Here is a 26,781-nt window from a genome sequence, read left to right on the forward strand (position 1 = left end):
CGGCGAGGGGGCGCGCCGTCCTCACGGCTCGCCGGGGTCTTTGACCCCGACATCGTCCACCGGTGCTTTACTTCGCCAACTGCCCCACGAAGTATCCCTTTTGTCATGTAACTGCACGAAGGGAACGCGATGAGAGCACTGGCGATGTACGGGACCCTGGCATCCCTCGGCTCCCTGGCCCTGACCTCCCTCGTCGCCGCCCCGGCGGGCAGCGCCGAACCCCCCGCCTCCCCCGAAGCCCGCGGCACCGCGCTCGCCGCCCAGCGCGCGGCCGCCGCCGGCATCGCCTTCCGTACGTGCCCCAAGGCGGAGGCCCTGCCCGCACCGGTCGAGTGCGGCACCTTCAAGGTCCCCCTCGACTACGCCGACCCCGGCGGCCGCCAGATCTCACTGACCGTCAGCCGCGCCCGCGCGACCGGAAAGCCCGCCGCACGCCAGGGGGCGCTCGTCTACAACCCCGGCGGCCCCGGCGCCTCCAGCATGTACTTCCCGATGGCGGGCGCGATGCCCGAGTGGAAGCGGGCCGGCGCGGCGTACGACCTCGTCGGCTACGCCCCGCGCGGCGTCGGCCGCTCGGCCCCGCTCTCGTGCCAGGACCCCAAGGTCTTCGCCGGGGCGCCCAGCCAGTCCCCGACGCACCCCTCCCACGCGTACAAGCAGCAGCAGATCGCCCGGGCCAAGGCGTACGCCGACGGCTGCGCCCGCAGCGCGGGCGGCGCGCTGCGCCACTACACCTCGCTCAACAACGCCCGCGACCTGGACGTGCTGCGGGCGGCGCTGGGCGAGAAGAAGCTGACCTTCATGGGCGCCTCGTACGGCACCTACTTCGGCGCGCTGTACGCGACGCTCTTCCCCTCCCACGTACGCCGCATGGTCTTCGACTCGCCCGTCAACCCCGACCCCCACCAGATCTGGTACCGCAACAACCTCGACCAGTCGCTCGCCTTCGAGGGGCGCTGGAAGGACTTCCGCACCTGGGTCGCCAAGCACGACCGGACGTACCGTCTGGGCGCCACGCCCGACAAGGTCCGTCTCAGCTACGAGAAGGCGCGCGCCCGGCTCTCGCGCGAACCGGCGGGCGGCACCGTGGGCCCCGGCGAGCTCCAGGCGGCGATGCTGAGCGCCGGTTACTACGACGACTACTGGGCGATGCGCGCCACGGCGCTCTCGGAGTACCTGAAGGGCAATCCGAAGCCGCTGACCGAGCAGGCGTCACCCCGGCCCGAGGCGATGCGGGACGAGGAGAACGGCAACGCCGTCTACACCGCCGTCGAGTGCAACGACGCGCCCTGGCCGACCGACTGGTCGGTGTGGAACCACGACAACAGCCTGCTCGCGCTGCGCGCGCCCTTCGAGACGTGGGACAACGTGTGGGTGAACCTGCCGTGCGCCTACTGGAGCGCGCCCCGGCAGCAGCCCCTGGACGTCGGTACGGGGCCGGGTGAGCTGCCCCCGACGCTGATCCTGGCCGCCGAGCGGGACGCGGCGACGCCGTACCCGGGTGCGCTGGAGCTTCAGCGGCGGCTGGCCGGATCGGTGCTGGTCACGGAGCGGGACGCCGGCACGCACGGCATCGGCGGCGGCGAGAACGCGTGCGTCAACGGTCACCTGGAGACGTATCTCCTGACCGGACGGACACCGGTGCGGCGCGCGCAGTGCGCGCCGCACCGGGAGCCGAACCCGGTGTCGCTGGACGAACGGGCGGTGGCGAAGGAGCCGGTGCCCGCTGTCTGATCTTCCGGGTCGGGGGTGGCGGGCCGCCGCTCAGGCGAGGCCCGCCACCAGGTCTGCGACCGACTTGCGCCGACCAGTGTAGAAAGGCACCTCTTCGCGCACGTACATGCGGGCCTCGGAAGCGCGCAGGTGACGCATCAGGTCGACGATGCGGTAGAGCTCGTCGGCCTCGAAGGCCAGCAGCCACTCGTAGTCGCCGAGCGAGAACGACGCGACCGTGTTGGCGCGCACGTCCGGGTAGCCGCGCGCCATCTTGCCGTGGTCGGCGAGCATGCGGCGACGGTCCTCGTCGGGCAGCAGGTACCAGTCGTACGAGCGCACGAAGGGGTAGACGCTGACGTAGTCGCGCGGCGTCTCGTCGGCCAGGAAGGCCGGGATGTGCGACTTGTTGAACTCGGCGGGGCGGTGCAGCGCCATGTTCGACCAGACCGGCTCCAGCGCACGGCCCAGCCTGGTGCGACGGAAGAGGTTGTACGCCTCCTGGAGCTGGTCCGCGGTCTCCGCGTGCCACCAGATCATGACGTCCGCGTCGGCGCGCAGCCCCGACACGTCGTACGTGCCGCGCACGGTGACGTCCTTGGCCGCGAGCTGGTCGAACAGCTCCTGGACCTCGTCGGCGAAGCCGGCGCGGTCCTCGGGCAGCACGTCGCGCAGCTTGAAGACGGACCACAGGGTGTAGCGGATGACGTCGTTGAGGTCCTTGGCCTTCTTGCCGGCGTTCGGCCCTCGGGGGGATGTCACAGTCTCCGGAGCATCAGTCATGTCCCTATTCTCCCGTGCCGTGATCCGTGCCCCGCGCCGGGTCCGGGGTGAGCATGATCTCGTCGGCCGCGCGCGTGCCGCTCGCGATGCACGCGGGGATGCCGACACCGTCGTACGCCGCCCCGCAGACCCGCAGTCCCGGCAGCTTCGCGACCTGGCCCCGCACCCGCGCGACCCGGTCGAGGTGGCCGACGGGGTACTGCGGCAGGCCGCCGATCCACCGGGTCACCCCGGTGGCCACGGGCCGGGCCGCGAGGCCGGTCGCCGCGCCGAGGTCCGCCAGGGACACGTCGACGAGTTCGCCGTCCTCGCGGTGCAGGTGCTCCTCCTCGCCGTAACGGCCGATGGAGGTGCGCAGGAGGAACAGGTCGGGGGCGGAGGCGTCCGTCCAGCCCCACTTGCGGGTCGAGAAGGTGGCGGCCTTGATGGTCCGCCCGTCCACGGGCGGCACCAGGAAGCCGGACCCTTCGGGCATCGCCTCCACGTCCCGGCGCCGGAACGCCATGGTCACCAGGGCCATCGACGCGTACTCGACGGCGGACAGTTCGGCGGCCGCGGCCGGTGACTCGGCGGCGAGCAGCGCGGCGGCGGACCAGGCGGGGGCCGCGAGGACGACGGCGTCGGCCGCGATCACCCGCTCGTCGGTACGCACCTGCCAGCCGCCGGCGTCACGCGTCAGCCCGAGCACGGGCGTGCGCAGGAGGATCTCGCCGCCCCGGGCGCGCACGGCGTCGGCGACGGCGCCGGGCAGCGTGCCGATGCCTCCCGCGATCCCCATGAAGACGGGCCCGCTCTGCTGCTTCCCGCCCGCCCGCCGCTGGATCTCCCGTACGCCGTCGAGGAGCGAGTCGTACGCCCGCGCCGCCTCGAAGAGCTGCGGCACGGCGGCGCGCATCGACGTCCGGTACACATCACCGGCGTACACGCCGCCGAGCAGCGGCTCCACCAGCCGGTCGACGACCTCCCGGCCGAGACGGGCCGCGACGTACGCGCCGATCGCGACGTCGTCGCCGACGTCGGTGCGCGGCAGTTCACGGTCGCGGCGCATCCGGGCGAGGGCGTCCTCGGAGAGGACGCCGCCGAGCACCGCCGGGTCGCTCGGCACGCCCATCACGTGGCCCTTGGGCATGGGGGTGAGCGTGCCCCGGTTCCACAGCGACGCGGTGGCGGTGGCGGGCGGCTGGAGCCGGTCGCCGAGCCCCACCGCACGGGCCAGGGCGACCGCCTCGGGGCGCCGGGCGAGCATCGACTCGGCGCCCAGGTCGACGGGCGCGCCCGCGATCTCGCCCGCCAGGAGCTTGCCGCCGAGCCGGTCCGTCGCCTCCAGCAGGGTCACGCGCGCACCGGCGCCGGCCAGCCGGTGCGCGGCGGCGAGCCCGGAGATGCCGCCGCCGATGACGACGACACGGCCCGTACGAGGTTCCACGTTCATGGGGTCCACTCTCTCAAACCCGGAACGAGTCCTGACCGTGACCGCTTCGGGACCGGAAAACGGCAACCCTCTCCCCCGTCCCGCACGTCGAACCGGCAACATCCACCACGACGTTCGGGGGGAACCGACATGCGTGCAGCACGTACGTCCGGGCACCGTTCTTCCAAGGTCCTCGCGGCCGCTCTGCTCACCGCTTCGCTGGCGCTCGGCGGATGCAGCGCCTCCGGCAGCGACGAGGCCGGCAGCAAAAGCGCGGCCGACGCTCCGGCCGGGGGGCGGGCGGAGCGGGCGCCCGGCGACGGCGCCGCGGCCGACTCGGGGGCGAAGGCGCCCGCCGACGAGAGCGGGGCGAAGAAGCCGCCGCTCGCCAAGACCCATGTCATCCGTACCGCGACGCTCTCGGTCGAGGTCGCCGACGCCACGAAGGCGCTCGCCACGGCCCGTACGGCGGCCGAGAACGCCGGGGGCATCGTCGGCAACGAGACCACCGAGCGGATCGACGACGGCCACGTCTACTCCCGCATCGTCCTGCGCGTCCCGCAGGAGGAGTACGACGCCGTGCTGAAGGAACTCTCCGGCACCGGCAAGCTGCTGAACCGCAAGGCCGAGGCCAAGGACGTCACCGAGCAGGTGGTGGACGTCGACAGCCGCATCACGTCGCAGCGCACCAGCGTCGCGCGCGTACGGGACATGATGGACCGGGCCACCGAGCTCAGCGACGTGGTCATGCTGGAGGGCGAGCTGAACACCCGCCAGACCGAGCTGGAGGCCCTCCTCGCCCAGCAGGCGTCGCTCAAGGACCGTACGAGCATGGCGACCATCACCCTCGAACTCTCCGAGCCCGAGGCGGAGGAGGCCGTGGAGGAGGACGACGGCCCCGGCTTCACGGACGCGCTCGGGGGCGGCTGGGACGCCTTCGTCACTACCCTGAAGTGGGTCGCGATGGCGCTCGGCGCGGTGGCCCCGTTCGCCGCGGCGCTCGCCCTGCTGTACGTCCTGTGGCGGCTGCTGCGGGGCAGTCTGCCGCAGCGGCGGACGGCCGCGCCTGTGCCCGCACCTGTGCCCGCGCCCGCCGGGGAACCGCAGGAAAAGAAGCGGGAGGAGCCGCAGGAACAGCCCCGCACGTAGCGTGTCCTTCGGACGTACGGACTGAGAGGACACGCCATGGCAGCGGCGGAGCGACTGGTGGTCATCGGCGGCGACGCGGCGGGCATGTCCGCCGCGTCGCAGGCCCGCAGGCTCAAGGGCCCGGACGAGCTGGAGATCGTCGCCTTTGAGCGCGGTCACTTCACGTCGTACTCGGCCTGCGGCATCCCGTACTGGGTCGGCGGGGCCGTCACGGAGCGGGACGAGCTGATCGCCCGTACCCCCGAGGAGCACCGCGCGCGCGACATCGACCTGCGGATCCGCACCGAGGTCACCGAGATCGACGTGGCGGGCGGCCGGGTCCGCTCGCGCGACCTCGAATCGGGCGCCGAGTCCTGGACCGGCTTCGACAGACTGGTCGTCGCGACCGGCGCCCGGCCCGTCCGCCCGCCGCTGCCCGGCATCGACGCCCTGGGCGTGCACGGTGTGCAGACCCTCGACGACGGCCAGGCCCTGATCGACTCCCTGGAGCGGACCGGGGGGCGGCGCGCGGTGGTCGTCGGGGCGGGCTACATCGGCGTCGAGATGGCGGAGGCGCTGGTCGGCCGCGGGTACGAGGTGACCGTCCTGAACCGGAGCGAGCAGCCGATGTCCACCCTCGACCCGGACATGGGGCGCCTCGTGCACGAGGCGATGAACGGCATGGGCATCACGACCGTCTCCGGCGCCGAGGTCACCAAGATCCTCACCGGCGACGACGGCCGCGTCAGGGCGGTCGCCACGGACGGGGACACCTACCCCGCGGACGTCGTCGTCCTCGGCCTCGGCGTCGAACCGGAGACCACGCTGGCACGCGGGGCGGGGCTGCCGGTCGGGGCGTACGGCGGCCTGGTCACCGACCTCTCCCTGCGCGTGAGGGGCCACGACAACATCTGGGCGGGCGGCGACTGCATCGAGGTGCTCGACCTCGTCTCGGGCCGCCGCCGCCACATCGCGCTCGGCACGCACGCGAACAAGCACGGCCAGGTGATCGGCTCGAACGTGGGCGGCGACTACGCGACGTTCCCCGGTGTGGTCGGTACGGCGGTCAGCAAGGTCTGCGACCTGGAGATCGCGCGCACCGGCCTGCGCGAGAAGGACGCGCGCGCGGAGGGGCTTCGGTTCGTGACGGCGACGATCGAGTCCACGAGCCGCGCCGGGTACTACCCCGGCGCGTCGCCGATGACGGTGAAGATGACCGCGGAGCGCCGGACGGGGCGGCTGCTCGGCGTCCAGATCGTCGGCCGCGAGGGGGCGGGCAAACGCGTCGACATCGCGGCGGTCGCGCTCACCGCCGGCATGACGGTGGAGCAGATGACGGCCCTGGACCTGGGTTACGCCCCGCCGTTCTCCCCGGTGTGGGACCCGGTGCTGGTGGCGGCCCGCAAGGCGGTCGCGGCGGTGCGGGCCGGAGCTGCCCAGGGGGCACCGTCCGGCCCGTCCGGCGCTTGAGGACGCGCCCGGAAAGCGTCCGGGGGGGCGGAGGCCCGGCCCCCGCCCCCCGGCAGGGGAACAGTCCCGCCGCGGGCATCCGCCCCTAGCGCGCCGCCGTGCGCGTGTGGACGTACTCCGTCAGGCGGGTCAGCGCGTCGGGATCCGTCGCCGGCAGGACGCCGTGACCGAGGTTGAAGATGTGGCCCTCCAGGCCCGCCGCCGCGGCCAGCACCTCGTCCGTCTTCGCCATGACCGCGTCCGGCGTCGAGAAGAGGACCGCGGGGTCGAGGTTGCCCTGGAGCGCCTTGCCGGGGCCGACGCGGCGCGCGGCCTCGTCCATCGGGACCCGCCAGTCGACGCCGACGACATCCGCGCCGGCCTCGCCCATCAGCCCGAGCAGCTCGCCCGTGCCCACACCGAAGTGGATGCGCGGCACCCCGTACGACGCCACCGCGTCGAAGACCTTCGCGGACGCGGGCATCACGGAGCGCGTGTAGTCGGCGGGAGCGAGCGCCCCGACCCAGGAGTCGAAGAGCTGGACGGCGGACGCGCCCGCCTCGATCTGCACCTTGAGGAAGGCCCCGGTGATCTCCGCGAGCCGGTCGAGGAGGTCGGCCCACAGCTGCGGGTCGCCGTACATCAGGGCCTTGGTGTGCTCGTGGTTGCGCGAGGGGCCGCCCTCCACGAGGTAGCTCGCGAGGGTGAAGGGCGCGCCCGCGAACCCGATGAGCGGGGTGGGGCCGAGTTCACGCGTGAGCATCCCGATCGCCTCGGTGACGTACGTGACGTCCTCGGGCGTCAGGTCGCGCAGCCGGGCGAGATCGGCGCGGGTGCGGACCGGCTCGGCGATGACGGGGCCGACGCCGGGCTTGATGTCGAGGTCGATGCCGATGGCCTTGAGCGGCACCACGATGTCGCTGAAGAAAATGGCCGCGTCGACGTTGTGGCGGCGTACCGGCTGCAGCGTGATCTCGGTGACCAGCTCGGGCCGCATGCACGACTCCAGCATCGGAATGCCCTCGCGCACCTTCAGGTACTCCGGCAGCGAGCGCCCCGCCTGCCGCATGAACCAGACCGGCGTGTGCGGCACCGGCTCGCGCCTGCACGCCTTCAGGAAGGTCGAGTCGTACGTCTGGCTCTGCGGGCCGTCCAGGGGGCGGCGGTCGTTGGCACTCACGTCCAAATCTTCGCACGCGGGCCGAAGCGGTTGTCGCGGGGCGGGTGTCCTTCCCTGCGCGAGGCCCGCGTTCCGCCTACTCTTCCCCGCATGGCTCCGGCTCAGGGACGACTTTCGGATGAAGCTGACGGCAGGGGCGGCGCGGGGGACGACTCCGTTCCGCTCGCGTTCCGTCAGGCGGTCGACGCCCTGCGCTCGGCGCGCCTGCGTCCCGGGCTGGAGGTGGAACCGACCCGCCCGCCCCAGCGGCTCGCGCCGTACGCGTACGCGCTGGAGGCGGCGGTCGTCCACGACGACGAGGACCTGGCGGACGGCCGGCTCGTGCTCCTGCACGACCCCGCGGGCCACGACGCCTGGCACGGGACGTTCCGGCTGGTGACGCTCGTACGGGCGGAGCTGGAGCCGGAGATGGCGTCCGATCCGCTGCTTCCCGAGGTGAGCTGGTCCTGGCTGACGGGCGCCCTGGAGGCACGCGGGCTGTCGTACGCGGAGGCGAGCGGCACCGTGACGCGGGCCGGCTCGTACTACTTCGGCGGGCTGGCCGAGCGCAGGCCCGCGACGCAGATCGAGATCAGGGCGTCGTGGACGCCGCGCGAGGGGCGCGGCGGGGTGCCCGACACGGCGGCGCACCTGGCGGCCTGGTGCGACCTGCTGGCGCAGATCGCGGGGCTGCCTCCGGCGGCCGCCCAGGGGCCGGGTTCCGTGGACGCCGGTGTGGTGTCGCTGCCGCAGCGGCGGGGCCCGCAGGTGTCCTAGCAGGCGATGCGAGGGCGCGCCGGCACGGCGCGCCCTTTTGCGTGCGCCGTACGAGCGATTCTCCACCCGACCGATCACGCATCCGAATTGCCCGAATTGTTACTCACCAAATCGTGATCTTTCCCTAAAGGAGAGCGGCACTGCTGCCGAAGAGGTCAATGACCCTTCAGCACGGTTCCCCCGGCTACTTCCCCGAGCCGGCGAGTTCCGCCACTCCCCCAGGAGGCCTGGTGTCCGTTCTCCTCGAGCAGCCCGCAAGCCTGGTCGCCTACCGCCCTAACAAGCCGACGGCCATGGTCGTCGTGGCCGACCCGCGCGTCCGCTCCACCGTCACCCGCCATCTGTGGGCCCTTGGAGTACGTGACGTCATCGAGGCGTCGTCCATCGCGGAGGCACGTCCCCGCGTCGGCAGCCCGCGCGACATCTGCGTTGCCGACGTCCATCTGCCCGACGGTTCCGGGCTGACCCTGCTGTCCGAAACCCGCGCCGCGGGCTGGCCCAACGGGCTCGCCCTCTCCGCCGCCGACGACATCGGCGCCGTACGCAACGCCCTGGCGGGCGGCGTCAAGGGCTATGTCGTCACCGGTACGCGCAACAACATCGGGCACCCCACCCGCCCCGGCGCCGCCCCCATCGGCGCCGTGGCCGCACGCATGCAGCGCCGCCCCCCGGGTGCCCCGAGCCACCCGGGCGGCTACCGAGAGCTCTCCGGCCGCGAGGTCGAGGTGCTCAGACTGGTCGCGGAAGGCCAGTCGAACAAGGCGATCGGTGTCTCGATGGGGCTCTCCGCCCTGACGGTCAAGAGCCACCTCGCCCGTATCGCACGCAAGCTCGGCACGGGCGACCGTGCCGGGATGGTCGCGGTGGCGCTGCGCACCGGCATCATCCACTGACCGGTCCATACCCCCCACGCGCCCGCCGACGGAACGTTCCGCCGGCGGGCGCCCCTCATTGCGGCGCCCGGGATGGGCACATCCGGGGGTCCTCGCGCCGGTACTGGTTTTCGCAGGTCACCCGTACTTTCGAGGACGAGTGCAGGTCAGGCGTTCGCTCGTACAGATACCCTTTACGCGTGACCGACGCCCAAGAGACCGCAGCAGAGCCAGACCTGCGAAACCCCGGGGGCGCCCCCCCGGACGACGTCGAGACGGCGCCGATTCCCTTGTTGGAACCTCGTGAAGGCATTCCGCCGGTGGTTGCCACCCAAGAGGCACTCGACGAAGTCGTCGCGGCTTTCGCCCGCGGCACCGGCCCCGTGGCCGTCGACGCCGAGCGGGCGTCCGGATACCGGTACGGGCAGCGGGCCTACCTCGTGCAGCTGCGCCGCGAAGGCGCGGGCAGCGCGCTCATCGACCCGGTCGGCTGTCCCGACCTCTCCGCCCTGGGGGAAGCCCTCGCCGGCAGCGAGTGGATCCTCCACGCCGCCACGCAGGACCTTCCGTGCCTGCGCGAAATAGGCATGGTGCCCACCCGGCTCTTCGACACGGAGCTGGCGGGCCGGCTCGCGGGGTTCCCGCGCGTGGGTCTGGGCGCGATGGTCGAGTCCGTCCTCGGATACGCCCTGGAGAAGGGCCACTCCGCGGTCGACTGGTCCACCCGCCCGCTGCCCGAGCCCTGGCTGCGCTACGCCGCGCTCGACGTGGAGCTGCTCGTCGACCTGCGGGACGCGCTGGAGGAGGAGCTCGACCGGCAGGGGAAGCTGGAGTGGGCCCGTCAGGAGTTCGACGCCATCGCGTCGGCCCCGCCCGCACCGCCCCGCAAGGACCCGTGGCGCCGTACGTCGGGGATGCACAAGGTGCGCCGCCGGCGGCAGATGGCGATCGTGCGGGAGCTGTGGAACGCCCGGGACCGGATCGCCCAGCGGCGTGACGTGTCGCCCGGCAAGGTGCTCAGCGACACCGCGATCGTCGAGGCGGCCCTCGCCGTGCCGGCGAACGTACAGGCGCTGTCCGCACTGCCCGGCTTCGGTCACCGCATGGGACGCCGGCAGCTGGAGCAGTGGCAGGGGGTCGTCGACCGCGCCAAGGCACTGCCCGACGCGGAGCTCCCGCAGCCGGGAGCGGCGGTGACGGGCCCGCCCCCGCCGCGTTCCTGGGCGGACAAGGACCCCACGGCGGCGGCCCGGCTGTCGGCCGCGCGGGCGGCGGTCTCGGCGCTCGCCGAGGAGCTGAGGATGCCTCAGGAGAACGTGATCACCCCGGACACGGTGCGACGGGTCTGCTGGGAGCCGCCGAAGGACGCGACGCCGGACGCGGTGGCCGCTTCGCTGGCGTCGTACGGCGCGCGTCCGTGGCAGATCGAGCTGGTGGCTCCGCTGCTGACCAAGGCGCTGGCCGCGACGGCGGCCGCCTGACCGGGACGGCACCGCTCCGAGCGCAAGCCCCCGGCCGTCCGCGGCCGGGGGCTTCTCCGTGTGACCTTCACCGCTCCCGCCGTGGGGGGTGGGCAGCTTGGTTACCCGCAAGTAGCATGGCGGTATGCGTCACGCCCACGCGGCGTGCCGTGTGTGCAGCAGTGCCACCCCGCACCCTGGAGGAGAGCCAATCGTGCCTCGTACCGTCAGGGATGTCGTCTTCGTCGACGGCGTCCGCACCCCGTTCGGCAAGGCGGGCCCGAAGGGCATCTACCACGAGACCCGCGCCGACGACCTCGTCGTCAAGTGCATCCGGGAGCTGCTGCGCCGCAACCCGGATCTCGACCCCGCCCGCATCGACGAGGTCGCGCTCGCCGCGACCACGCAGATCGGCGACCAGGGTCTGACGCTGGGCCGCACCGCCGGCATCCTCGCGGGCCTGCCCGAGACCGTGCCCGGCTACTCGGTCGACCGCATGTGCGCCGGCGCGATGACCGCCGTGACCGCGATCGCGGGCGGCGTGGCCTTCGGTGCGTACGACATCGCCGTCGCCGGTGGCGTCGAGCACATGGGCCGCCACCCCATGGGCGAGGGCGTCGACCCGAACCCGCGCTTCGTCAGCGAGAAGCTCGTCGACGAGTCCGCCCTGTTCATGGGCATGACCGCGGAGAACCTGCACGACCGGTTCCCGCACCTCACCAAGCAGCGCGCGGACGAGTACGCGGTCCGCTCGCAGGAGAAGGCCGCCAAGGCGTACGCCGACGGCAAGATCCAGGCCGACCTGGTGCCGGTCTCGGTACGCCGCACCAACCCGGAGGCCGGTGAGACGGGCTGGGGCCTGGCCACCGCCGACGAGCCGATGCGCCCGGGCACGACGCTGGAGAACCTGGCCGGTCTGAAGACGCCGTTCCGCGCGCACGGCCGGGTCACTCCGGGCAACGCGGCCGGTCTCAACGACGGCGCGACCGCCTCGCTGATCGCCGCCGAGGACGTGGCGCGCGAGCTGGGCCTGCCGGTCAAGATGCGTCTCGTGTCGTACGCCTTCGCGGGTGTCGAGCCCGAGGTCATGGGCATCGGCCCGGTCCCGTCGACGGAGAAGGCGCTGGCCAAGGCCGGTCTGTCGATCTCCGACATCGGGCTGTTCGAGGTCAACGAGGCCTTCGCCGTGCAGGTGCTGGCCTTCCTCGACCACTACGGCATCGCGGACGACGACCCGCGCGTCAACCAGTACGGCGGCGCGATCGCGTTCGGCCACCCGCTGGCCTCCTCGGGCGTGCGCCTGATGACGCAGCTGGCGCGGCAGTTCGAGGAGCAGCCGCACGTCCAGTACGGCCTCACCACCATGTGCGTCGGTTTCGGCATGGGCGGAACGGTCATCTGGGAGAACCCGCACTTCGACAAGGCCGCCGGAGGCAACAAGTGAGCACCACCACCACTGAGCTTCTGAAGGGCGCGGCCGAGCTGTTCCCGGGCGAGGTCGTCACGCAGGCGCACGTCCGCCACATCGACCTCCCGTCCGGCGCCGGGCGCTTCGCGCTCATCACGCTGGACAACGGCCTGGACCACACCAAGCCGACCACCTTCGGGCCGCAGTCCCTGGCGAACCTGAACACCGCCATCGACCAGGTCGAGAAGGAGGCCGCCGAGGGCTCCGTCGTCGGCGTCGGCCTCACCGGCAAGCCGTTCATCTTCGCCGTCGGCGCCGACCTCAAGGGCGTCGAACTGCTGAAGCGCCGCGAGGACGCGCTGGCGATCGGCAAGGGCGGTCACGAGGTCTTCCGCCGCCTGTCCGGGCTCGCCGTCCCGACCTTCGCGTACTACAACGGCGCGGCGATGGGCGGCGGCGTCGAGGTCGGCCTGCACTGCTCGTACCGCACGGTCTCCTCCGCGCTCCCCGCCTTCTCCCTGCCCGAGGTCTTCCTCGGCCTGGTCCCGGGCTGGGGCGGCTGCGCGCTGCTGCCGAACCTGATCGGCGCCGACCGCGCGGTTTCGGTCATCATCGAGAACTCGCTCAACCAGAACAAGCAGCTCAAGGGCAAGCAGGTTTTCGAGCTCGGGATCGCCGACGCGATCTTCGAGGGCGCCGACTTCCTGGAGCAGTCGCTCATCTGGACGGCGTCCGTGCTGCGCGGCGAGCTCCAGGTCGTACGCCCGGACATCGACCGCGGCGAGGCCTGGGACCAGGCCGTCGCGCGCGGCAAGGCGGTCGCGGACTCCAAGGTGCACGGGGCCGCCCCCGCGGCGTACCGCGCGCTGGAGATCATCGCGGCGGCGAAGGACGGCGACCTGAGCGCCGGCTTCGACGCCGAGGACGCCGCGCTGGCCGACCTGATCATGGGCGACGAGCTGCGCAGCGGCATCTACGCCTTCAACCTGGTCCAGAAGCGCGCGAAGCGCCCGGCCGGCGCGCCGGACAAGTCGCTGGCCCGCCCGGTCACCAAGGTCGGCGTCGTGGGCGCCGGTCTGATGGCCTCTCAGCTGGCGCTGCTCTTCCTGCGCCGCCTGGAGGTGCCGGTCGTCCTGACCGACATCGACCAGGAGCGTGTCGACAAGGGTGTGGGCTACGTCCACGCCGAGATCGACAAGCTGCTCGGCAAGGGCCGCATCAACCAGGACAAGGCCAACCGTCTCAAGGGCCTGGTCTCGGGTGTGCTGGACAAGGCCGAGGGCTTCTCCGACGCCGACTTCATCATCGAGGCCGTCTTCGAGGAGATGGGCGTCAAGCAGAAGGTGTTCGCGGAGGTCGAGGCGGTCGCCCCGGCGCACGCGATCCTCGCCACCAACACCTCCTCGCTGTCGGTCTCCGAGATGGCGTCGAAGCTCAAGCACCCCGAGCGGGTCGTCGGCTTCCACTTCTTCAACCCGGTCGCGATCCTCCCGCTCCTGGAGATCGTGCGCGGCGAGCAGACCGACGACGCCTCGCTGGCCACGGCCTTCGGTGTCGCGCGCAAGCTGAAGAAGACCGCGGTGCTCTGCAAGGACGCCCCGGCGTTCGTGGTGAACCGCATCCTCACCCGCTTCATGGGCGAGATCCAGAACACCATCGACGAGGGCACCCCGGTCGAGGTCGCCGAGAAGGCCGTCGAGCCGCTCGGTCTGCCGATGTCCCCGCTGGTGCTGCTGGAGCTGGTCGGCCCGGCCATCGGTCTGCACGTCTCGGAGACCCTGAACCGCGCCTTCCCGGAGCGCTTCACGGTGTCGCCGAACCTGGCCGCCGTGGTCAAGGCCGGCAAGCGCGGCTTCTACGTCTACGATTCGGGCAAGCCCGAGCTGGACCCCGAGGTCGCCGCCCTCCTCAAGCAGGGCGACACCGCCCTGACGGAGGAGCAGGTCCGCACCCGCGTCATGGAGGCCGTGGCGCAGGAGATCGGCCTGATGCTCCAGGAGGGTGTCGTCGCCGAGGCGCAGGACATCGACCTCTGCCTGATCACGGGCGCCGGCTGGCCCTTCCACCTGGGCGGCATCACGCCGTACCTGGACCGCGAGGGCTACGCGGAGCGCGTGAACGGCAAGAAGTTCCTGCCCCAGGGCGTGGCGAGCGTCCCGGCGTAACCGCGTCCGCCGTACGCGCCTGTGCCCGGCCCACCAAGAGGTGTGCCGGGCACAGGCGTTGAGGAAAGGCCGGGGTCAGACGCGGGTCCAGGCCGCCAGGGCCAGGCCCTCCTCCGGCTTCTGGCGGGCCACGTGCAGCGCCCCGTCCCGGCCGATCGCCGCGAGGACGACGCGGCCCGCGCCGTCGACCGCCAGCGCCGGCGCCCCCACGCATTCCCCGCCCGTCGCGGTCCACCACACCCCGTCGCCCTCGGCCTGCGTCAGGCATGCCGCGAGCACGGGCCGGCCGTCGCTGCCGCGGTGGGCCAGGACCGTGCAGTCGTGGCCGCCGATCTCGGCGCGCAGGGCGGCGGGCGGGCTGTCCGCGGGGCTGCCGGACAGGTCGATGGGGTCCTCGCCGGGGCGGTGGGCGGTGACGCCCTTGGAGTCGGGGGCGTTCCAGTAGTACGTGACGCGGTCGTCGGCGGTCTCCAGGCCGGTGACCGTACGGACCACCGGGGACAGCGGGACGTTCTCGGCCCGGGTCAGCCCGCCCCCGGGCTTCTCCTGCGTCCAGCGCAGCGCCCCGGCCTCCGCCGGGACGAGGACCTCCACCGTGCCGGACGCCGTGGCCACCGCCACCGGCCCGTCATGGGCCTTGCTGCCGCGCAGGTCCTTCCAGCCCTCCCACTTCCCGTTCGCTGCCTGACGGCGCATCTGGAGGCCGCGCCCGGCGTTGCGTACGAAGACGTGGACCGAGCCCGCCGTGTTGACCGCGGCGGCCGGGACGCCGATCCTGAGGCCGCGTTCGGCCTCCTTGTACGGGTTGCCGAGGGAGTGCCAGGCGGTCAGCGGACGGCCGGTCTGGTACTGGATCGCGTGCACGATGTCCACCGCCCCGGCCTTCTCGCGCCGGCCGACGAAGTGCACGTAGCCGTCGGGGCCCTGGGCGAGGGTGATGTCCTCGGTGCCGGGCGCCGGGAAGAAGTGCGGGCCCGTCCACTCCGGTCCGCCCGGAGCCGTCTCCGTCCAGCGCAGCAGCCCGCCGTCGGTGGGGGCGTAGGCGGTGAGCCGGCCGTCCCTGCCGCGCAGAAGCCACCCGCTCGTCCCCGGCCCGGTCGCGAGCGGGGGAGGACCGGACGGGGAGGAGGAAATCGGCTCGGCCTTACGCGCGCTCCGCGGCCTCATGGCGTCACGCCAACCTTCTGTGCATCGGCTTTTCGGTTCTCCGTGATATCGAACAAGCATAGCGTTTTGCCTGGTGACGCTGGTTCGTACAGCATGCTCGTGCTAAGAGAACGGTATGAGAACCCTGGTCGTCGTGGACGCTGCCAATGTTGTCGGATCCGTCCCCGACGGCTGGTGGCGCGACCGTCACGGGGCCGCCGAGCGCCTGCGCGACCGCCTCCGGGCATACGCCGACGAGGGCCTCCCGGGCCATCCGGGCCCGCTCTCCGTCGTCCTCGTGGTCGAGGGCGCCGCCCACGAGGTCACCTCCGTGCCCGGCGTACGGGTCGAGGCGGCGCCCGGCAGCGGCGACGACCGGATCGTCGAGGTGGTCGCGGAGGAGACGGGCAGGGGGGCGGCCGTCCTCGTCGTCACCGCCGACCGGGAGCTCAGGCGGCGCGTGGAGACGTACGGCGCACGGTGCGCGGGGCCGCGCACCGTGCGGCCCCGGCCGGGCGGCGCGGACGGGCCGTAGGGGGCGGGGGCGAAAATCCCTGCGCGGGGAGGCGGTTCGCGCCGGTGGGGAGACGTGCGGGGGGGCCGGCGGCCGCGTGAGCATGCGCGCCGAGGCGTCCGGCCCCGCAGCCCCCACCGGAGCGGGGCGTACGGGGCCGGGATGCGCCTGCCGCGGAACCGTGTCCGCCGGACGAAGCGGCCCCGTGCCTAGTACCTGGCGTCGTCGCCGAGGCGGCCGAGGCGGCTGTGGCTGCGGCCGTACGCGAAGTACAGCACGTAGCCCAGCGCCATCCAGATGCCGAACCGCAGCCAGGTCTCGGCCGGCAGATTGAGCATCAGCCAGAGCGAGGCGGCCACCGAGAGGATCGGGACGAGCGGCACCAGCGGTGTACGGAAGGCGCGGTGCAGGTCCGGCCGGGTCCGGCGCAGGACGATCACGCCGAGGGCGACGACGACGAACGCGAAGAGCGTGCCGATGTTCACCAGTGTCGCGAGCTCTTCGAGACTGGTGAACCCCGCGATGACCGCGATGAGCACACCGAGCAGGATGGTCGGACGGTACGGGGTGCGGAACTTCGGGTGCGTGACGGAGAAGAAGCGCGGGAGCAGCCCGTCGCGGCTCATCGCGAAGAACACCCGGGTCTGGCCGAGGAGCAGGATCATGCAGACCGTGGTGAGGCCGACCGCGGCGCCGAAGCTGATGACACCGGCGTAGAAGGGGTGCCCGGTGGCCTTGAAGGCGTCGGCGAGCGGGGCACTCACCGACAGTTCGCTGTAGTGCTGCATGCCGGTGACCACGAGCGACACGGCGACGTACAGCACGGTGCAGATGAGGAGCGAGCCGAGGATGCCGCGCGGCATGTCCCGCTGCGGGAGCTTGGTCTCCTCGGCGGCGGTGGCCACGACGTCGAAGCCGATGAAGGCGAAGAAGACGACGGAGGCGGCGGTGAAGATGCCCATGACGCCGAAGTTGGTGGGCGCGTAACCGAAGATCAGCTGGACCAGGGGGGCGTCCATGCCCGATCCGACGGGCTGCTGCACGGCGTCGGGGATGAAGGGCGAGTAGTTGTCGGCCTTGACGAAGAACGAGCCCGCGACGATCACGATCAGCACCACGGTCACCTTGATGGCGACCACCAGCGCGGTGACCCGTGCGGAGAGCTTCACGCCGACCACCAGGATGGCCGTGAGCAGCAGGACCAGGACGAACGCCAGCAGGTCGAAGCCGAACCCGTCCGCCGCCTCGGGGCCGGAGAGCACTTCGGGCATGCTCCACCCGACGTTGTCCATCAGCGAGCGGACGTAGCCCGACCAGCCGACCGCCACCACCGCCGTGCCCAGGGCGAATTCGAGGACCAGGTCCCAGCCGATGGTCCAGGCGACCAGCTCACCGAGTGAGGCGTACGAGAAGGTGTACGCGGAACCGGCCACCGGGACGGTGGAGGCGAACTCGGCGTAACAGAGGGCGGCGAGAGCGCAGACGATGCCCGCGGCGACGAAGGCGAGGGCGGTCGCGGGGCCCGCCGTCTCCTTGGCCACCTTGCCCGTGAGGACGAAGATGCCGGTGCCGATGATGACCCCGACGCCGAAGACCGTCAGGTCCAGTGCGGAGAGGGACTTCTTGAGCTCGTGCTCCGGCTCCTCCGTGTCGCGGATCGACTGTTCGACCGTCTTGGTGCGGAACATGCCGCCTTTGACCGGCCCTGGGTCGTGCTGCGTACTCACCGGCGTACCTCCGACTGTCGGCTGTCGCCCAACCTTGAAGTGAGCGAGTTTCAGTCATGATCGTGAGTGAACCGGTCACTCCCCACGAGGACCGCCGCCCTGTTTCACCCGATGGGAGGCACGGACCGGTATGCCTACCGGCCCTGCGAGTTGACCCTTTTGGCCGACCGGAACGCGGAAGACCCGCCCGGGGCTTCTGCCCGGGGCGGGTCTCCTGTCCGTACGGGATGCGTCAGTCGCGCGCGGCCTCGGCCGGCTCGTCCTCCAGACGGCCGTCCAGCCTGGCCACCAGACCCGTCACCTGACGGGCGATGTCCGGGGCCGTCAGACCGATCTCGGCCATGACCTCCTTGCGGGAGGCGTGGTCGAGGAAGCGCGGCGGGATGCCGAAGTCGCGCAGCGGTACGTCGACGCCCGCGTCCCGCAGCGCCTGGGCGATCGCGGAGCCGACACCGCCGGCGCGGCTGTTGTCCTCGACGGTGACGACGACGCGGTGCTGCTCGGCGAGCGGCGCGAGCGCCTCGTCGACCGGCTTGACCCAGCGCGGGTCGACGACGGTCGTGGTGATGCCCTGCCGGTCGAGGAGGTCGGCGATCTCCAGGCACATCGGCGCGAGCGCGCCGACGGAGACCAGGAGGACGTCCGCGGCGCCTTCGGCGGGCCTGCGCAGGATGTCCATGGAGCCGGCCTTGCCCACGGCCTTGACCGCGGGGCCGACCGCGCCCTTGGAGAAGCGGACGACGGTGGGCGCGTCGTCGACCAGGACGGCCTCGCGCAGCTGGGCACGGACCTGGTCGGCGTCGCGCGGGGCGGCGATCCGCAGGTTCGGGACGCACTGGAGGATCGACATGTCCCACATGCCGTTGTGCGAGGCGCCGTCGGTGCCGGTGACGCCCGCGCGGTCCAGGACGAAGGTGACGCCGCAGTCGTGCAGGGCGACGTCCATCAGGACCTGGTCGAAGGCCCGGTTGAGGAAGGTCGCGTACACGGCGAAGACGGGGTGCAGGCCGCCGGTGGCCAGGCCCGCCGCGGAGACCGCGCCGTGCTGCTCGGCGATCCCGACGTCGTACACCCGGTCCGGGAACGCCTTCGCGAACTTGTCGAGGCCGACCGGCTGGAGCATCGCGGCGGTGATCGCGACGATGTCCTCGCGCTCCTTGCCGAGCTTGACCATCTCCTCGCCGAACACCGACGTCCAGTCGACGCCCGAGGAGGCGATCGGCAGGCCCGTGTCGGGGTGGATCTTGCCGACGGCGTGGAAGCGGTCCGCCTCGTCGGCGAGGGCCGGCTGGTAGCCGCGGCCCTTCTCGGTGAGGCAGTGCACGATGACGGGGCCGCCGAAGCGCTTGGCGCGCTGGAGCGCGGACTCCAGGGCCTCGATGTCGTGGCCGTCGATCGGACCGACGTACTTCAGGCCGAGGTCCTCGAACATGCCCTGCGGGGCGATGAAGTCCTTGAGGCCCTTCTTCGCGCCGTGCAGGGTCTCGTAGAGCGGGCGGCCGACGACCGGCGTGCGCTCCAGGATGTCCTTGCCGCGGGCGAGGAAACGCTCGTAGCCGTCGGTGGTGCGCAGGGTGGCGAGGTGGTTCGCGAGGCCGCCGATGGTCGGGGCGTACGAACGTTCGTTGTCGTTGACGACGATCACGAGCGGGCGGTCCTTGGCGACGGCGATGTTGTTCAGCGCCTCCCAGGCCATGCCGCCGGTGAGCGCGCCGTCGCCGATGACGGCGACGACGTGGTCGTCCTTCTTCAGGACCTCGTTGGCCTTGGCGAGGCCGTCGGCCCAGCCCAGGACGGTCGAGGCGTGCGAGTTCTCGATCACGTCGTGCTCGGACTCGGCGCGCGAGGGGTAGCCGGACAGGCCGCCCTTCATCTTCAGCTTCGAGAAGTCCTGGCGGCCGGTGAGCAGCTTGTGGACGTAACTCTGGTGTCCGGTGTCGAAGAGGATCTTGTCCTTCGGCGACTCGAAGACACGGTGGAGAGCGATCGTCAGCTCGACCACACCGAGGTTGGGCCCCAGGTGTCCACCGGTCTTCGAGACCTCGTCGACGAGAAATGTCCGGATCTCGGCGGCCAGCCGGTCCAGCTGCTCCGGGGTGAGCCGGTCCAGATCGCGCGGTCCCGTGATGCGGGTCAGCAGCGCCACCCGTGCCTCCTTGCAGTTGAACTGTCTGCTTGCCGGTCTGTCGAGTCTAATGTTCCGCCCGCGACTGTAGTCATCGGGCGGCGGGTTCCGCCTCACGCGTCGGCCGGGGCCGGGCGCACGCGTGCCCGGCACCGGGGTCCGGTGCCGGGCACGCGCGGGGCGGAGCGGTCAGGCGCGGCCCGCGGTCTTCTGGGTCTTGCGGGTGACGGAGTCGATCACGACGGTCGCCAGCAGGACACCACCGGTGATCATGTACTGGATCGGGGTGGCGATGCCTTCGAGGGCCAGGCCGTACTGGATCGAGGTGATCACCATGACGCCGAGGAGCGCGTTCCAGGTGCGGCCGCGGCCGCCGAAGAGGCTGGTGCCGCCGATGACGGCCGCCGCGATGACGTTCATCAGCAGGTCGCCGGCGCCGGCGCTCTGGTTGGCCGCGGCGATCTTGGAGGCCCAGAACAGGCCGCCGACGGCCGCGAACGTACCGGCGATGGCGAAGACCGAGATCCGGACCGCCGTGACGTTGATGCCGGCACGCCGGGACGCCTCGACGCTGCCGCCCAGCGCGAAGACCTTGCGGCCGTACGCGGTGCGGCGGAGTACGAAGTCGGACGCCACCAGGACCAGGAGGAAGAGCAGCACCGCGAGCGGCAGGCCCTTGTACTGGTTGAAGGTGGCCGCGGCGGCGAAGGCCAGGACGGCGAGCAGCGCCGTGCGCAGGACGATCTCGCTGAGCGGCCGGGACGGGACGCCCGCGGCCTCGCGGCGGCGGCTGTCGGTGAAGGAGGAGAGGAAGAAGGCGGCGACGGCGACCACGGCGAGACCGTAGGCGGCGGCGACGTCCGAGAAGTAGTACGTCGTGAGCTGGCCGACCAGGCCGTCGGAGTCCAGGTTGATCGTGCCGTTGCTGCCGAGCAGCTGGAGCATGAAGCCCTGCCAGAACAGCAGGCCGGACAGGGTGACGGCGAAGGCGGGGGCGCCGATCCGGGCGAAGAAGAAGCCGTGGATCACGCCGATGAGGGCGCCTCCGACGATCGCTGCGACGATCGCGAGCCATTCGTTGATGCCGTTGGTGACGCTGAGTACGGCGACGATGGCGCCCGAGACACCGCTGACCGAGCCGACCGACAGGTCGATCTCGCCGAGCAGCAGCACGAAGATGATGCCGACGGCCATCATGCCGGTGGCGACCATGGAGACGGCGATGTTGCTGAGGTTGCCCGCGGACAGGAAGTTCGAGTTCAGGCCCTGGAAGATCGCCCAGATGACGATCAGGCCGATGACGACGGGTATGGAGCCCAGGTCGCCGGCGCGCATCTTGCGCTTGAACTCGGAGAGGTAGCCGGCGAAGCCCTGCTCGCGTACGAGCAGCCGCGGGTCGACGGCCGTGACGGCGGCGGGGGCGGGGGCCGGCGCGTCGTCGGCGGCCTTGCCGGCCTTGCCGAGGGACGTGGAGGTCTTGTCGGTGCTCACTTCTGGACCTCCGCGTTGCGCGCCGCACGGCGGGTCACGGCGTTGTCCGTGGCACCGGTGATGGCGGAAATGATCTCTTCCTGCGAGGTGGACGCGACGTCGAAGACGCCGTTGTTGCGGCCCAGCCTCAGGACCGCCACCTTGTCCGCGACGGCCTTGACGTCCGCCATGTTGTGGCTGATGAGGATGACCGCGTGGCCGCGGTCGCGCAGCCGCTCGACGAGGTCGAGGACCTGCGCGGTCTGCTCGACACCGAGAGCCGCGGTCGGCTCGTCGAGGATCACGAGCTTGGGCTCGCCGAGCATGGAGCGGGCGATGGCCACGGTCTGACGCTGACCGCCGGAGAGCGAGGCGATCGGGATGCGCACGCTCGGGATGCGGATGGACAGCGTGGTGAGGAGCTCGCGGGCGCGGCGCTCCATCTCGACCTCGTCGAGGACGCCGCGCCTGCGGAGCTCCCGGCCGAGGTAGAGGTTGCCCACGACGTCGATGTTGTCGCACAGCGCGAGGTCCTGGTAGACGGTCGCGATGCCGAGGCTCTGGGCGTCGTGGGGCTTGCTGATCTGTACGGCGCTTCCTTCCCACTCGATGACACCGTCATCGATGGGGTGCACGCCGGCGATCGTCTTGACCAGCGTGGACTTTCCGGCGCCGTTGTCGCCCACCAGGGCGACCACTTCACCGGCGTGGACCTCAAGCTCTACGTCGGTGAGCGCCTGGACGGCACCGAACCGCTTGGAGACCCCTCGCAACGCCAGCACGGGCGTAGCGGACACGTGAACCATCTCCTTCGCCGCCTGACCGGCGGGGATGCCGCGCCGGGGGGAAGGCGGCGCGGAGGTCGAGCAAGAAAGTGGGGGTGCGGGGTGTTCTGTCCGGCGCCCGGCCCGAGCTGCGGGGCTGTGGAGGGCGGGGCACCGGACAGGCTTCAGCCGCGGAGGAATCCCGTGAGGAACGGGGGACTTACTTCAGCCCGAGCTTGTCGCAGGCGGCCTTGTACTTGGGGGTGCAGATCTCGGCGACCGTGTAGATGCCGTCGGCGATGACGGTGTCCTTGATGTTGTCCTGGGTCAGCGAGACGACCGGCACGAGCACGCTCGGGATGCCCTTGACGCTGGCGTTGTCCGCGGTGTCCTTGGCGATGGAGTCGAGCTTCTCGCCCTTGGCCAGTGCGACGGCCATCTCGGCGGCGGCGGCCGCCTCGGGGGCGTACGGCTTGTAGACGCTCATGAACTGCTCACCGGCGACGATGCGCTGCACACCGGCGAGTTCGGCGTCCTGGCCGGTGACCGGCGGGAGCTTGGAGAGGCCGGCGCCCTTGAGGGCGGTGATGATGCCGCCCGCCATGCCGTCGTTGGCGGAGTAGACGCCGTCGATCTTGTCCTTGCCGAGCGCGGAGAGCGCGCCCTCCATGTTGGCGTTGGCGTTCTCCGGCTTCCACTCCTTGGTGTCGTACGACTTCCCGATCTTGACCTTGCCCTCGAGCTCGGCCAGCGCGCCCTTCTTGAAGAGCTTGGCGTTCGGGTCGGTGATGGCGCCGTTCATCATGACGATCTGGGCGTCCTCGGCCTTGTCGCCCAGCGCTTCGAGCAGGGCCTTGCCCTGGACGTGGCCGACCTCTTCGTTGTCGAAGGAGGTGTACGCGTCGATCGGGCCCTCGGCGAGGCGGTCGAAGGCGACGACCGGGATGCCCTCGTCCTTGGCCTTCTTCACGCCGTTGGCGACCGCCTTGGCGTCCACCGCGTCCAGGATCAGCACGTCGACCTTGTTGGTGATCATCGTGTCGATCTGCTGCGTCTGGACGGTGGCGTCCTGCTTGGCGTTGGCGTAGACGACCTCGCCCTTGCCGCCGGTCAGCTCGCTGATCTTCTTCTCGATCAGCGGCTTGTCGAACTTCTCGTAACGAGCGGTCTGATTCTCCGGAAGCAGCAGGCCTATCTTGAGGGCGTCGGTCTTCTTCCCGCCCTCCGACTCCTTGGCTCCTCCTGCCGCGTTCCCGGACTCCTTGGCGCTGCCACAGGCGGCGAGGGAAACAGCCATCGCGGTGGCGGCCACGGCCACGGCGGCACGACGCATACGCGTGTTCACTTCAGAAACCTCCCTGACGAGGCCGCGTCGTTGCGGCCGAGGTGGCTGGAAGTCAACTCCGCCCGGATGGCAGCGTCAAGGAGTAAATCCTTAACGAGATGACAACGGTGCCATTCGTTATCTAAGTGAAGGCAGGTGCACTCGCCGGCAGGGCACTGTCCAGAAGGGTCGAATCACCCATTTCATTGAGTACGAGCGCGAGCGCGCCCAGGACTTCCGACCGTCCGCCGAGCGCCCCCGGAAGCACCGAGAGCTGCCTGGCCGCACTCGGGATCGCGTACCGCGAGACCGAGTCGCGGATCGGCCCGAGCACCAGCTCACCGGCTTCCGCGAGGTCTCCGCCCAGTACCACCCGGCTGGGATTGAGCAGGTTGCAGAGATTGGCCACCCCGCTGCCGATGTGGCGGCCGACGTCCCCGATCACCCGGCGGCAGCCCGGATCGCCCTCGCGCGCGAGCCGGACCACGCGCTCCATGGTCAGATCGTCGCCGTGGCTGGACTGCAGCAGCGGCAGGACGTACCGGGCGGCCGTGAAGGTCTCCAGGCAGCCGCGGTTGCCGCACCGGCAGACCGGGCCCGACTCGTCGAGCGTGATGTGCCCGATCTCGCCGGCCGTGCCGCCGGGCCCCCGGTAGATCTGGCCACTGATCACCAGACCGGCGCCGACACCGCTCGCGACCTTGATGTACGCCAGGTCCTTGACCCCGCGCCCGCTCCCCCAGACCAGCTCGCCGAGCGCGCCGAGGTTGGCGTCGTTGTCGACGTACACGGGCACGCCGAGGCGTCCGGCCAGCTCCATGCTCGGGTTGATGCCCTTCCAGCCCGGCAGGATGGACGTCGAGCCGAGCGTGCCGGACTCCACGTCGATCGGACCCGGCACGCCCAGGCCGACGCCGATCACCTTGTCCTGGCTGAGGCCGCTCGCCGCGATCAGCCGCTTGACCAGCTGTTCCGCCCGGTCGAAGCCCTCGGCGGCCGAACCGTCGACGTCCAGCGGCTCGGCCTCCTCGGCGAGCACCTGGTGGGCGAGGTTGCCGACGGCGACGCGCAGGTGCGTATGGCCGAAATCGACGCCGATGACGATGCCGGCGTCGCCGCTGAGCGAGACGCTGCGCGCCCGGCGGCCGCCCGCGGAGGTCGGGGTGACCTCGACGGTCCCGCCGTCCTTCAGCTCGCGGACGATATTGGACACCGTGGCTGCGGAGAGCCCTGTGCTCCTGGCGATCTCTGCCTGGGTGAGCGAACCTGCCATGCGCACGGCACGTACGACCCGCTCCAGGTTGGCCCGGTGCAGTGACGTCTGCGACCCCGGAGTCTCCATTGACTCTCCTCTTTCTCCAACATGTGAACTCTAAGATGAGCCTTTCGGGTTGCCCCCCGTCAAGACCTTGAGCGTGGCAGGAGCCGTGAGGGAACGCCGAACCGCCCGTCGGCGGGGGGCCGGCGGGCGGTTCGTACGCGGACGGGGGCGGGGCCCCGCGGCGCTATTTCAGGGCGCCCGCGGTCAGGCCCGAGACGACCTGGCGCTGGAAGACGATGTACGCCGCCAGAACCGGCAGCATCGCCATCACCAGGCCGGCGAAGAGCCCCGACCAGTCGCCCTTGTAGCCCTGGCTGGTCGCGAGCTCGACCAGCCCCTGGGAGAGCACCCGGTTGTCCGGGTTGTTGTTGAGCACCGTCGGCAGCATGTACTGGTTCCACTGCCCCAGGAAGTTGAAGATGCCGACGCTGATGAGGCCGGGCTTGGCCATCGGCAGCATCACCTGGAAGAAGATCCTGGTGTGCGAGGCGCCGTCGATCATCGCCGCTTCCGCCACCGAGGTCGGCAGCGTACGGAAGAAGGAGGTGAGGAAGAAGACGGTGAAGGGCAGCGAGTACGCGATGTAGACGAGGATCAGGCCCGGGAGCGTCTCCAGCATCCCCATGTTCTTCAGTACGTAGAACAGCGGCACCAGGGCCAGCATGATCGGGAAGCTCATTCCTCCGACGAAGAGGAAGTAGACGAAGCGGTTCCCGGGGAAGTCGAAGCGCGCGAGGACGTACGCCGCCATGGAGCCCAGCAGCAGCGTGCCGGCGAGCGAGCCGCCGACCACGATGATGGTGTTGAAGAAGTAGTCGCTCATGTGCGCTTCGGACCAGGCCCGCGACCAGTTCTCGAAGTGCAGCCTGTCCGGCAGCGAGAACGGCGACTCGAAGATCGACGCGTCGTCCTTGAAGGACGTCATCACGGCCCAGAGCAGCGGCATGACGACCATGAAGGCCCAGAGGACGAGGACGCCGTGCGAGAAGACGTTGAGCGCGCTGCCGGTGACGTCCTTCTTCGGCTTCGCCGGGGCCGGGGCGCCCGCCTTCTCCGGGGAGGGAGGGCTGCCTTCGGTGACGCCTGCGGGCGGGGTGTCAGTGGTCTTCATCAGAACTCCAGCCGCTCACGCCGGCCCACTCGCATGACCAGGGCCGCAAGAGCCAGGGTGATGACGAGCAGGGCCACACCGATCGTTGTCGCATAGCCTGCCTGGCCGTCCCGGAACGCCGTCTGGTAGACGTACAGCACCAGGACGGTCGTCGAGTAGTCGGGGCCGCCGGGGCCCACGGTCATGATCTGGACGACCGCGAAGGACTCCGCGCCCAGGGCGAGGATTCCCATGTAGACCCAGCCCGACTGCACGGTGTCCCAGAGCAGCGGAATGGTGATTTTGAAGAAGGTGGTGATCCGGCTCGCGCCGTCCAGCAGCGCCGCCTCGTAGAAGTCCTTGGGGATGGACGCCATGCCCGCCGAGAAGAGCACCACGAAGAACCCCACGGTGGACCAGACGAGCACCGCCATGACCGCCCAGAGCGCGGTGTCCGGGTCGCCCAGCCACTGCGGCTGCACGCTGTCGAGGCCGACGGCCCTCAGCAGCCCGTTGATCGCGCCCTCGTTCGGGTTGTACGCGAAGGCGAAGAGGACGGCGACGATGGCGATCGAGAGCACCTGCGGGAAGAAGTACGCGATCTTGTAGAAGCCCGAACCCCGGACTCCCGCGATCGCGGCGCCCTTCCGGCGCCGTCCGCCGACATTGAGCATGAAGGCGAAGAAGAGCGCGAGGCCGAGCGTCACCAGCGGCAGCAGCAGTGCGAAGAGCAGGCTGTGCCCCAGTGAATCCCAGAAGATCTGGTCTTCCAGCATCCGGCTGTAGTTGTCGAAGCCGACCATCTTGAAGTCCGGGCTCAGGCCGGTCCAGTCCGTGAACGAGTAGTAGATGGACTGGATGAACGGCCAGATGACGAAGATTGCGTACAACGCCAACGGGGCCGCCAAAAACCCCACGATGAACCGGTACTTGCCGTGTTGCATGGTTACCGACCCCGATCTTCCGGCGTGTGCC

21 protein-coding genes are annotated in these 26,781 nt (G+C 71.1%); 9 read left to right on the forward strand and 12 right to left on the reverse strand.

The genetic code is table 11. The features are described 5' to 3' along the window. The first annotated feature begins 129 nt into the window (after positions 1 to 129). Positions 130 to 1,734 carry an alpha/beta hydrolase gene (locus ACWD0Y_RS09670; RefSeq protein ID WP_450259824.1) on the forward strand — a complete coding sequence of 535 codons (1,605 nt, stop codon included), beginning with the start codon at positions 130 to 132 and terminating at the stop codon, positions 1,732 to 1,734. A 30-nt stretch (positions 1,735 to 1,764) separates the two neighbouring features. Here the strand turns inward: ACWD0Y_RS09670 and hemQ are convergent, their stop codons facing one another. Continuing rightward, positions 1,765 to 2,496 carry a hydrogen peroxide-dependent heme synthase gene (gene hemQ / locus ACWD0Y_RS09675; RefSeq protein WP_450259825.1) on the reverse strand — a complete coding sequence of 244 codons (732 nt, stop codon included), beginning with the start codon at positions 2,494 to 2,496 and terminating at the stop codon, positions 1,765 to 1,767. 4 nt (positions 2,497 to 2,500) lie between these two features. Beyond that, complete coding sequence (gene hemG / locus ACWD0Y_RS09680; protein ID WP_450259827.1) at positions 2,501 to 3,994, reverse strand: protoporphyrinogen oxidase; 1,494 nt, start codon at positions 3,992 to 3,994, stop codon at positions 2,501 to 2,503. A 63-nt stretch (positions 3,995 to 4,057) separates the two neighbouring features. Here hemG and ACWD0Y_RS09685 point away from each other — a divergent pair, with 63 nt between their 5' ends. Continuing rightward, on the forward strand, positions 4,058 to 5,056 hold the full coding sequence (locus ACWD0Y_RS09685; protein WP_450259828.1) for a DUF4349 domain-containing protein: 999 nt from the start codon (positions 4,058 to 4,060) through the stop codon (positions 5,054 to 5,056). A 36-nt stretch (positions 5,057 to 5,092) separates the two neighbouring features. Continuing rightward, positions 5,093 to 6,505: an FAD-dependent oxidoreductase gene (locus ACWD0Y_RS09690; RefSeq protein ID WP_450259829.1), complete on the forward strand. Its 1,413-nt coding sequence runs from the start codon at positions 5,093 to 5,095 to the stop codon at positions 6,503 to 6,505. Positions 6,506 to 6,590: 85 nt separating this feature from the next. Here the strand turns inward: ACWD0Y_RS09690 and hemE are convergent, their stop codons facing one another. Then, positions 6,591 to 7,664 carry a uroporphyrinogen decarboxylase gene (gene hemE / locus ACWD0Y_RS09695; protein ID WP_450259830.1) on the reverse strand — a complete coding sequence of 358 codons (1,074 nt, stop codon included), beginning with the start codon at positions 7,662 to 7,664 and terminating at the stop codon, positions 6,591 to 6,593. Between the two features lie 90 nt (positions 7,665 to 7,754). Here hemE and ACWD0Y_RS09700 point away from each other — a divergent pair, with 90 nt between their 5' ends. The 5 genes from ACWD0Y_RS09700 to ACWD0Y_RS09720 all read left to right on the forward strand — a co-directional run bounded on the left by ACWD0Y_RS09700 (position 7,755) and on the right by ACWD0Y_RS09720 (position 14,325). Next, on the forward strand, positions 7,755 to 8,420 hold the full coding sequence (locus ACWD0Y_RS09700) for a DUF3000 domain-containing protein (protein ID WP_450259831.1): 666 nt from the start codon (positions 7,755 to 7,757) through the stop codon (positions 8,418 to 8,420). 230 nt (positions 8,421 to 8,650) lie between these two features. After that, entirely contained in the window at positions 8,651 to 9,313 is a 663-nt protein-coding gene (locus ACWD0Y_RS09705) for a LuxR C-terminal-related transcriptional regulator (RefSeq protein WP_450259832.1), read from the forward strand. Between the two features lie 179 nt (positions 9,314 to 9,492). Continuing rightward, positions 9,493 to 10,773 carry an HRDC domain-containing protein gene (locus tag ACWD0Y_RS09710; RefSeq protein WP_450259833.1) on the forward strand — a complete coding sequence of 427 codons (1,281 nt, stop codon included), beginning with the start codon at positions 9,493 to 9,495 and terminating at the stop codon, positions 10,771 to 10,773. A 193-nt stretch (positions 10,774 to 10,966) separates the two neighbouring features. After that, a complete protein-coding gene (locus ACWD0Y_RS09715) occupies positions 10,967 to 12,196 on the forward strand; it encodes a thiolase family protein (protein WP_093798474.1) in 1,230 nt (409 codons plus the stop codon). Then, complete coding sequence (locus ACWD0Y_RS09720; RefSeq protein WP_450259835.1) at positions 12,193 to 14,325, forward strand: 3-hydroxyacyl-CoA dehydrogenase NAD-binding domain-containing protein; 2,133 nt, start codon at positions 12,193 to 12,195, stop codon at positions 14,323 to 14,325. Before ACWD0Y_RS09715 ends, ACWD0Y_RS09720 begins: the two co-directional genes overlap by 4 nt. Positions 14,326 to 14,400: 75 nt before the next feature. Here ACWD0Y_RS09720 and ACWD0Y_RS09725 read toward each other — a convergent pair whose 3' ends face one another. Then, positions 14,401 to 15,492: a hypothetical protein gene (locus tag ACWD0Y_RS09725; protein ID WP_450259836.1), complete on the reverse strand. Its 1,092-nt coding sequence runs from the start codon at positions 15,490 to 15,492 to the stop codon at positions 14,401 to 14,403. 115 nt (positions 15,493 to 15,607) lie between these two features. Between ACWD0Y_RS09725 and ACWD0Y_RS09730 the strand changes: the two genes are divergently transcribed. After that, on the forward strand, positions 15,608 to 16,006 hold the full coding sequence (locus ACWD0Y_RS09730; protein WP_450259838.1) for an NTP pyrophosphohydrolase: 399 nt from the start codon (positions 15,608 to 15,610) through the stop codon (positions 16,004 to 16,006). Positions 16,007 to 16,194: 188 nt separating this feature from the next. On the opposite strand, the gene ACWD0Y_RS09735 is transcribed toward ACWD0Y_RS09730, so the two are convergent. From ACWD0Y_RS09735 to ACWD0Y_RS09770, 8 genes are all read right to left on the reverse strand, one after another. Then, positions 16,195 to 17,673, reverse strand: a complete 1,479-nt coding sequence (locus tag ACWD0Y_RS09735; RefSeq protein WP_450259908.1) for an amino acid permease — start codon at positions 17,671 to 17,673, stop codon at positions 16,195 to 16,197. A 271-nt stretch (positions 17,674 to 17,944) separates the two neighbouring features. Further along, positions 17,945 to 19,858 (reverse strand): 1-deoxy-D-xylulose-5-phosphate synthase, encoded by a 1,914-nt coding sequence (gene dxs, locus ACWD0Y_RS09740; RefSeq protein ID WP_450259839.1) that lies wholly within the window; start codon positions 19,856 to 19,858, stop codon positions 17,945 to 17,947. A 168-nt stretch (positions 19,859 to 20,026) separates the two neighbouring features. Further along, the gene (locus tag ACWD0Y_RS09745; protein WP_450259841.1) at positions 20,027 to 21,328 is read right to left on the reverse strand and encodes a sugar ABC transporter permease; all 1,302 of its coding nucleotides are present in this window, start codon (positions 21,326 to 21,328) and stop codon (positions 20,027 to 20,029) included. After that, the gene (locus ACWD0Y_RS09750) at positions 21,325 to 22,113 is read right to left on the reverse strand and encodes an ATP-binding cassette domain-containing protein (RefSeq protein ID WP_093798480.1); all 789 of its coding nucleotides are present in this window, start codon (positions 22,111 to 22,113) and stop codon (positions 21,325 to 21,327) included. Before ACWD0Y_RS09750 ends, ACWD0Y_RS09745 begins: the two co-directional genes overlap by 4 nt. 178 nt (positions 22,114 to 22,291) lie before the next feature. Then, positions 22,292 to 23,416 (reverse strand): sugar ABC transporter substrate-binding protein, encoded by a 1,125-nt coding sequence (locus ACWD0Y_RS09755; RefSeq protein ID WP_450259843.1) that lies wholly within the window; start codon positions 23,414 to 23,416, stop codon positions 22,292 to 22,294. A 121-nt stretch (positions 23,417 to 23,537) separates the two neighbouring features. After that, the gene (locus ACWD0Y_RS09760; protein ID WP_450259844.1) at positions 23,538 to 24,737 is read right to left on the reverse strand and encodes an ROK family transcriptional regulator; all 1,200 of its coding nucleotides are present in this window, start codon (positions 24,735 to 24,737) and stop codon (positions 23,538 to 23,540) included. Positions 24,738 to 24,900: 163 nt separating this feature from the next. Continuing rightward, the gene (locus tag ACWD0Y_RS09765) at positions 24,901 to 25,827 is read right to left on the reverse strand and encodes a carbohydrate ABC transporter permease (RefSeq protein ID WP_450259845.1); all 927 of its coding nucleotides are present in this window, start codon (positions 25,825 to 25,827) and stop codon (positions 24,901 to 24,903) included. Further along, the gene (locus ACWD0Y_RS09770; protein WP_450259846.1) at positions 25,827 to 26,750 is read right to left on the reverse strand and encodes a carbohydrate ABC transporter permease; all 924 of its coding nucleotides are present in this window, start codon (positions 26,748 to 26,750) and stop codon (positions 25,827 to 25,829) included. The genes ACWD0Y_RS09765 and ACWD0Y_RS09770 overlap by 1 nt, the downstream gene beginning before the upstream one ends. Positions 26,751 to 26,781: the final 31 nt, after the last annotated feature.

It is taken from the genome of Streptomyces altiplanensis (assembly GCF_053591575.1).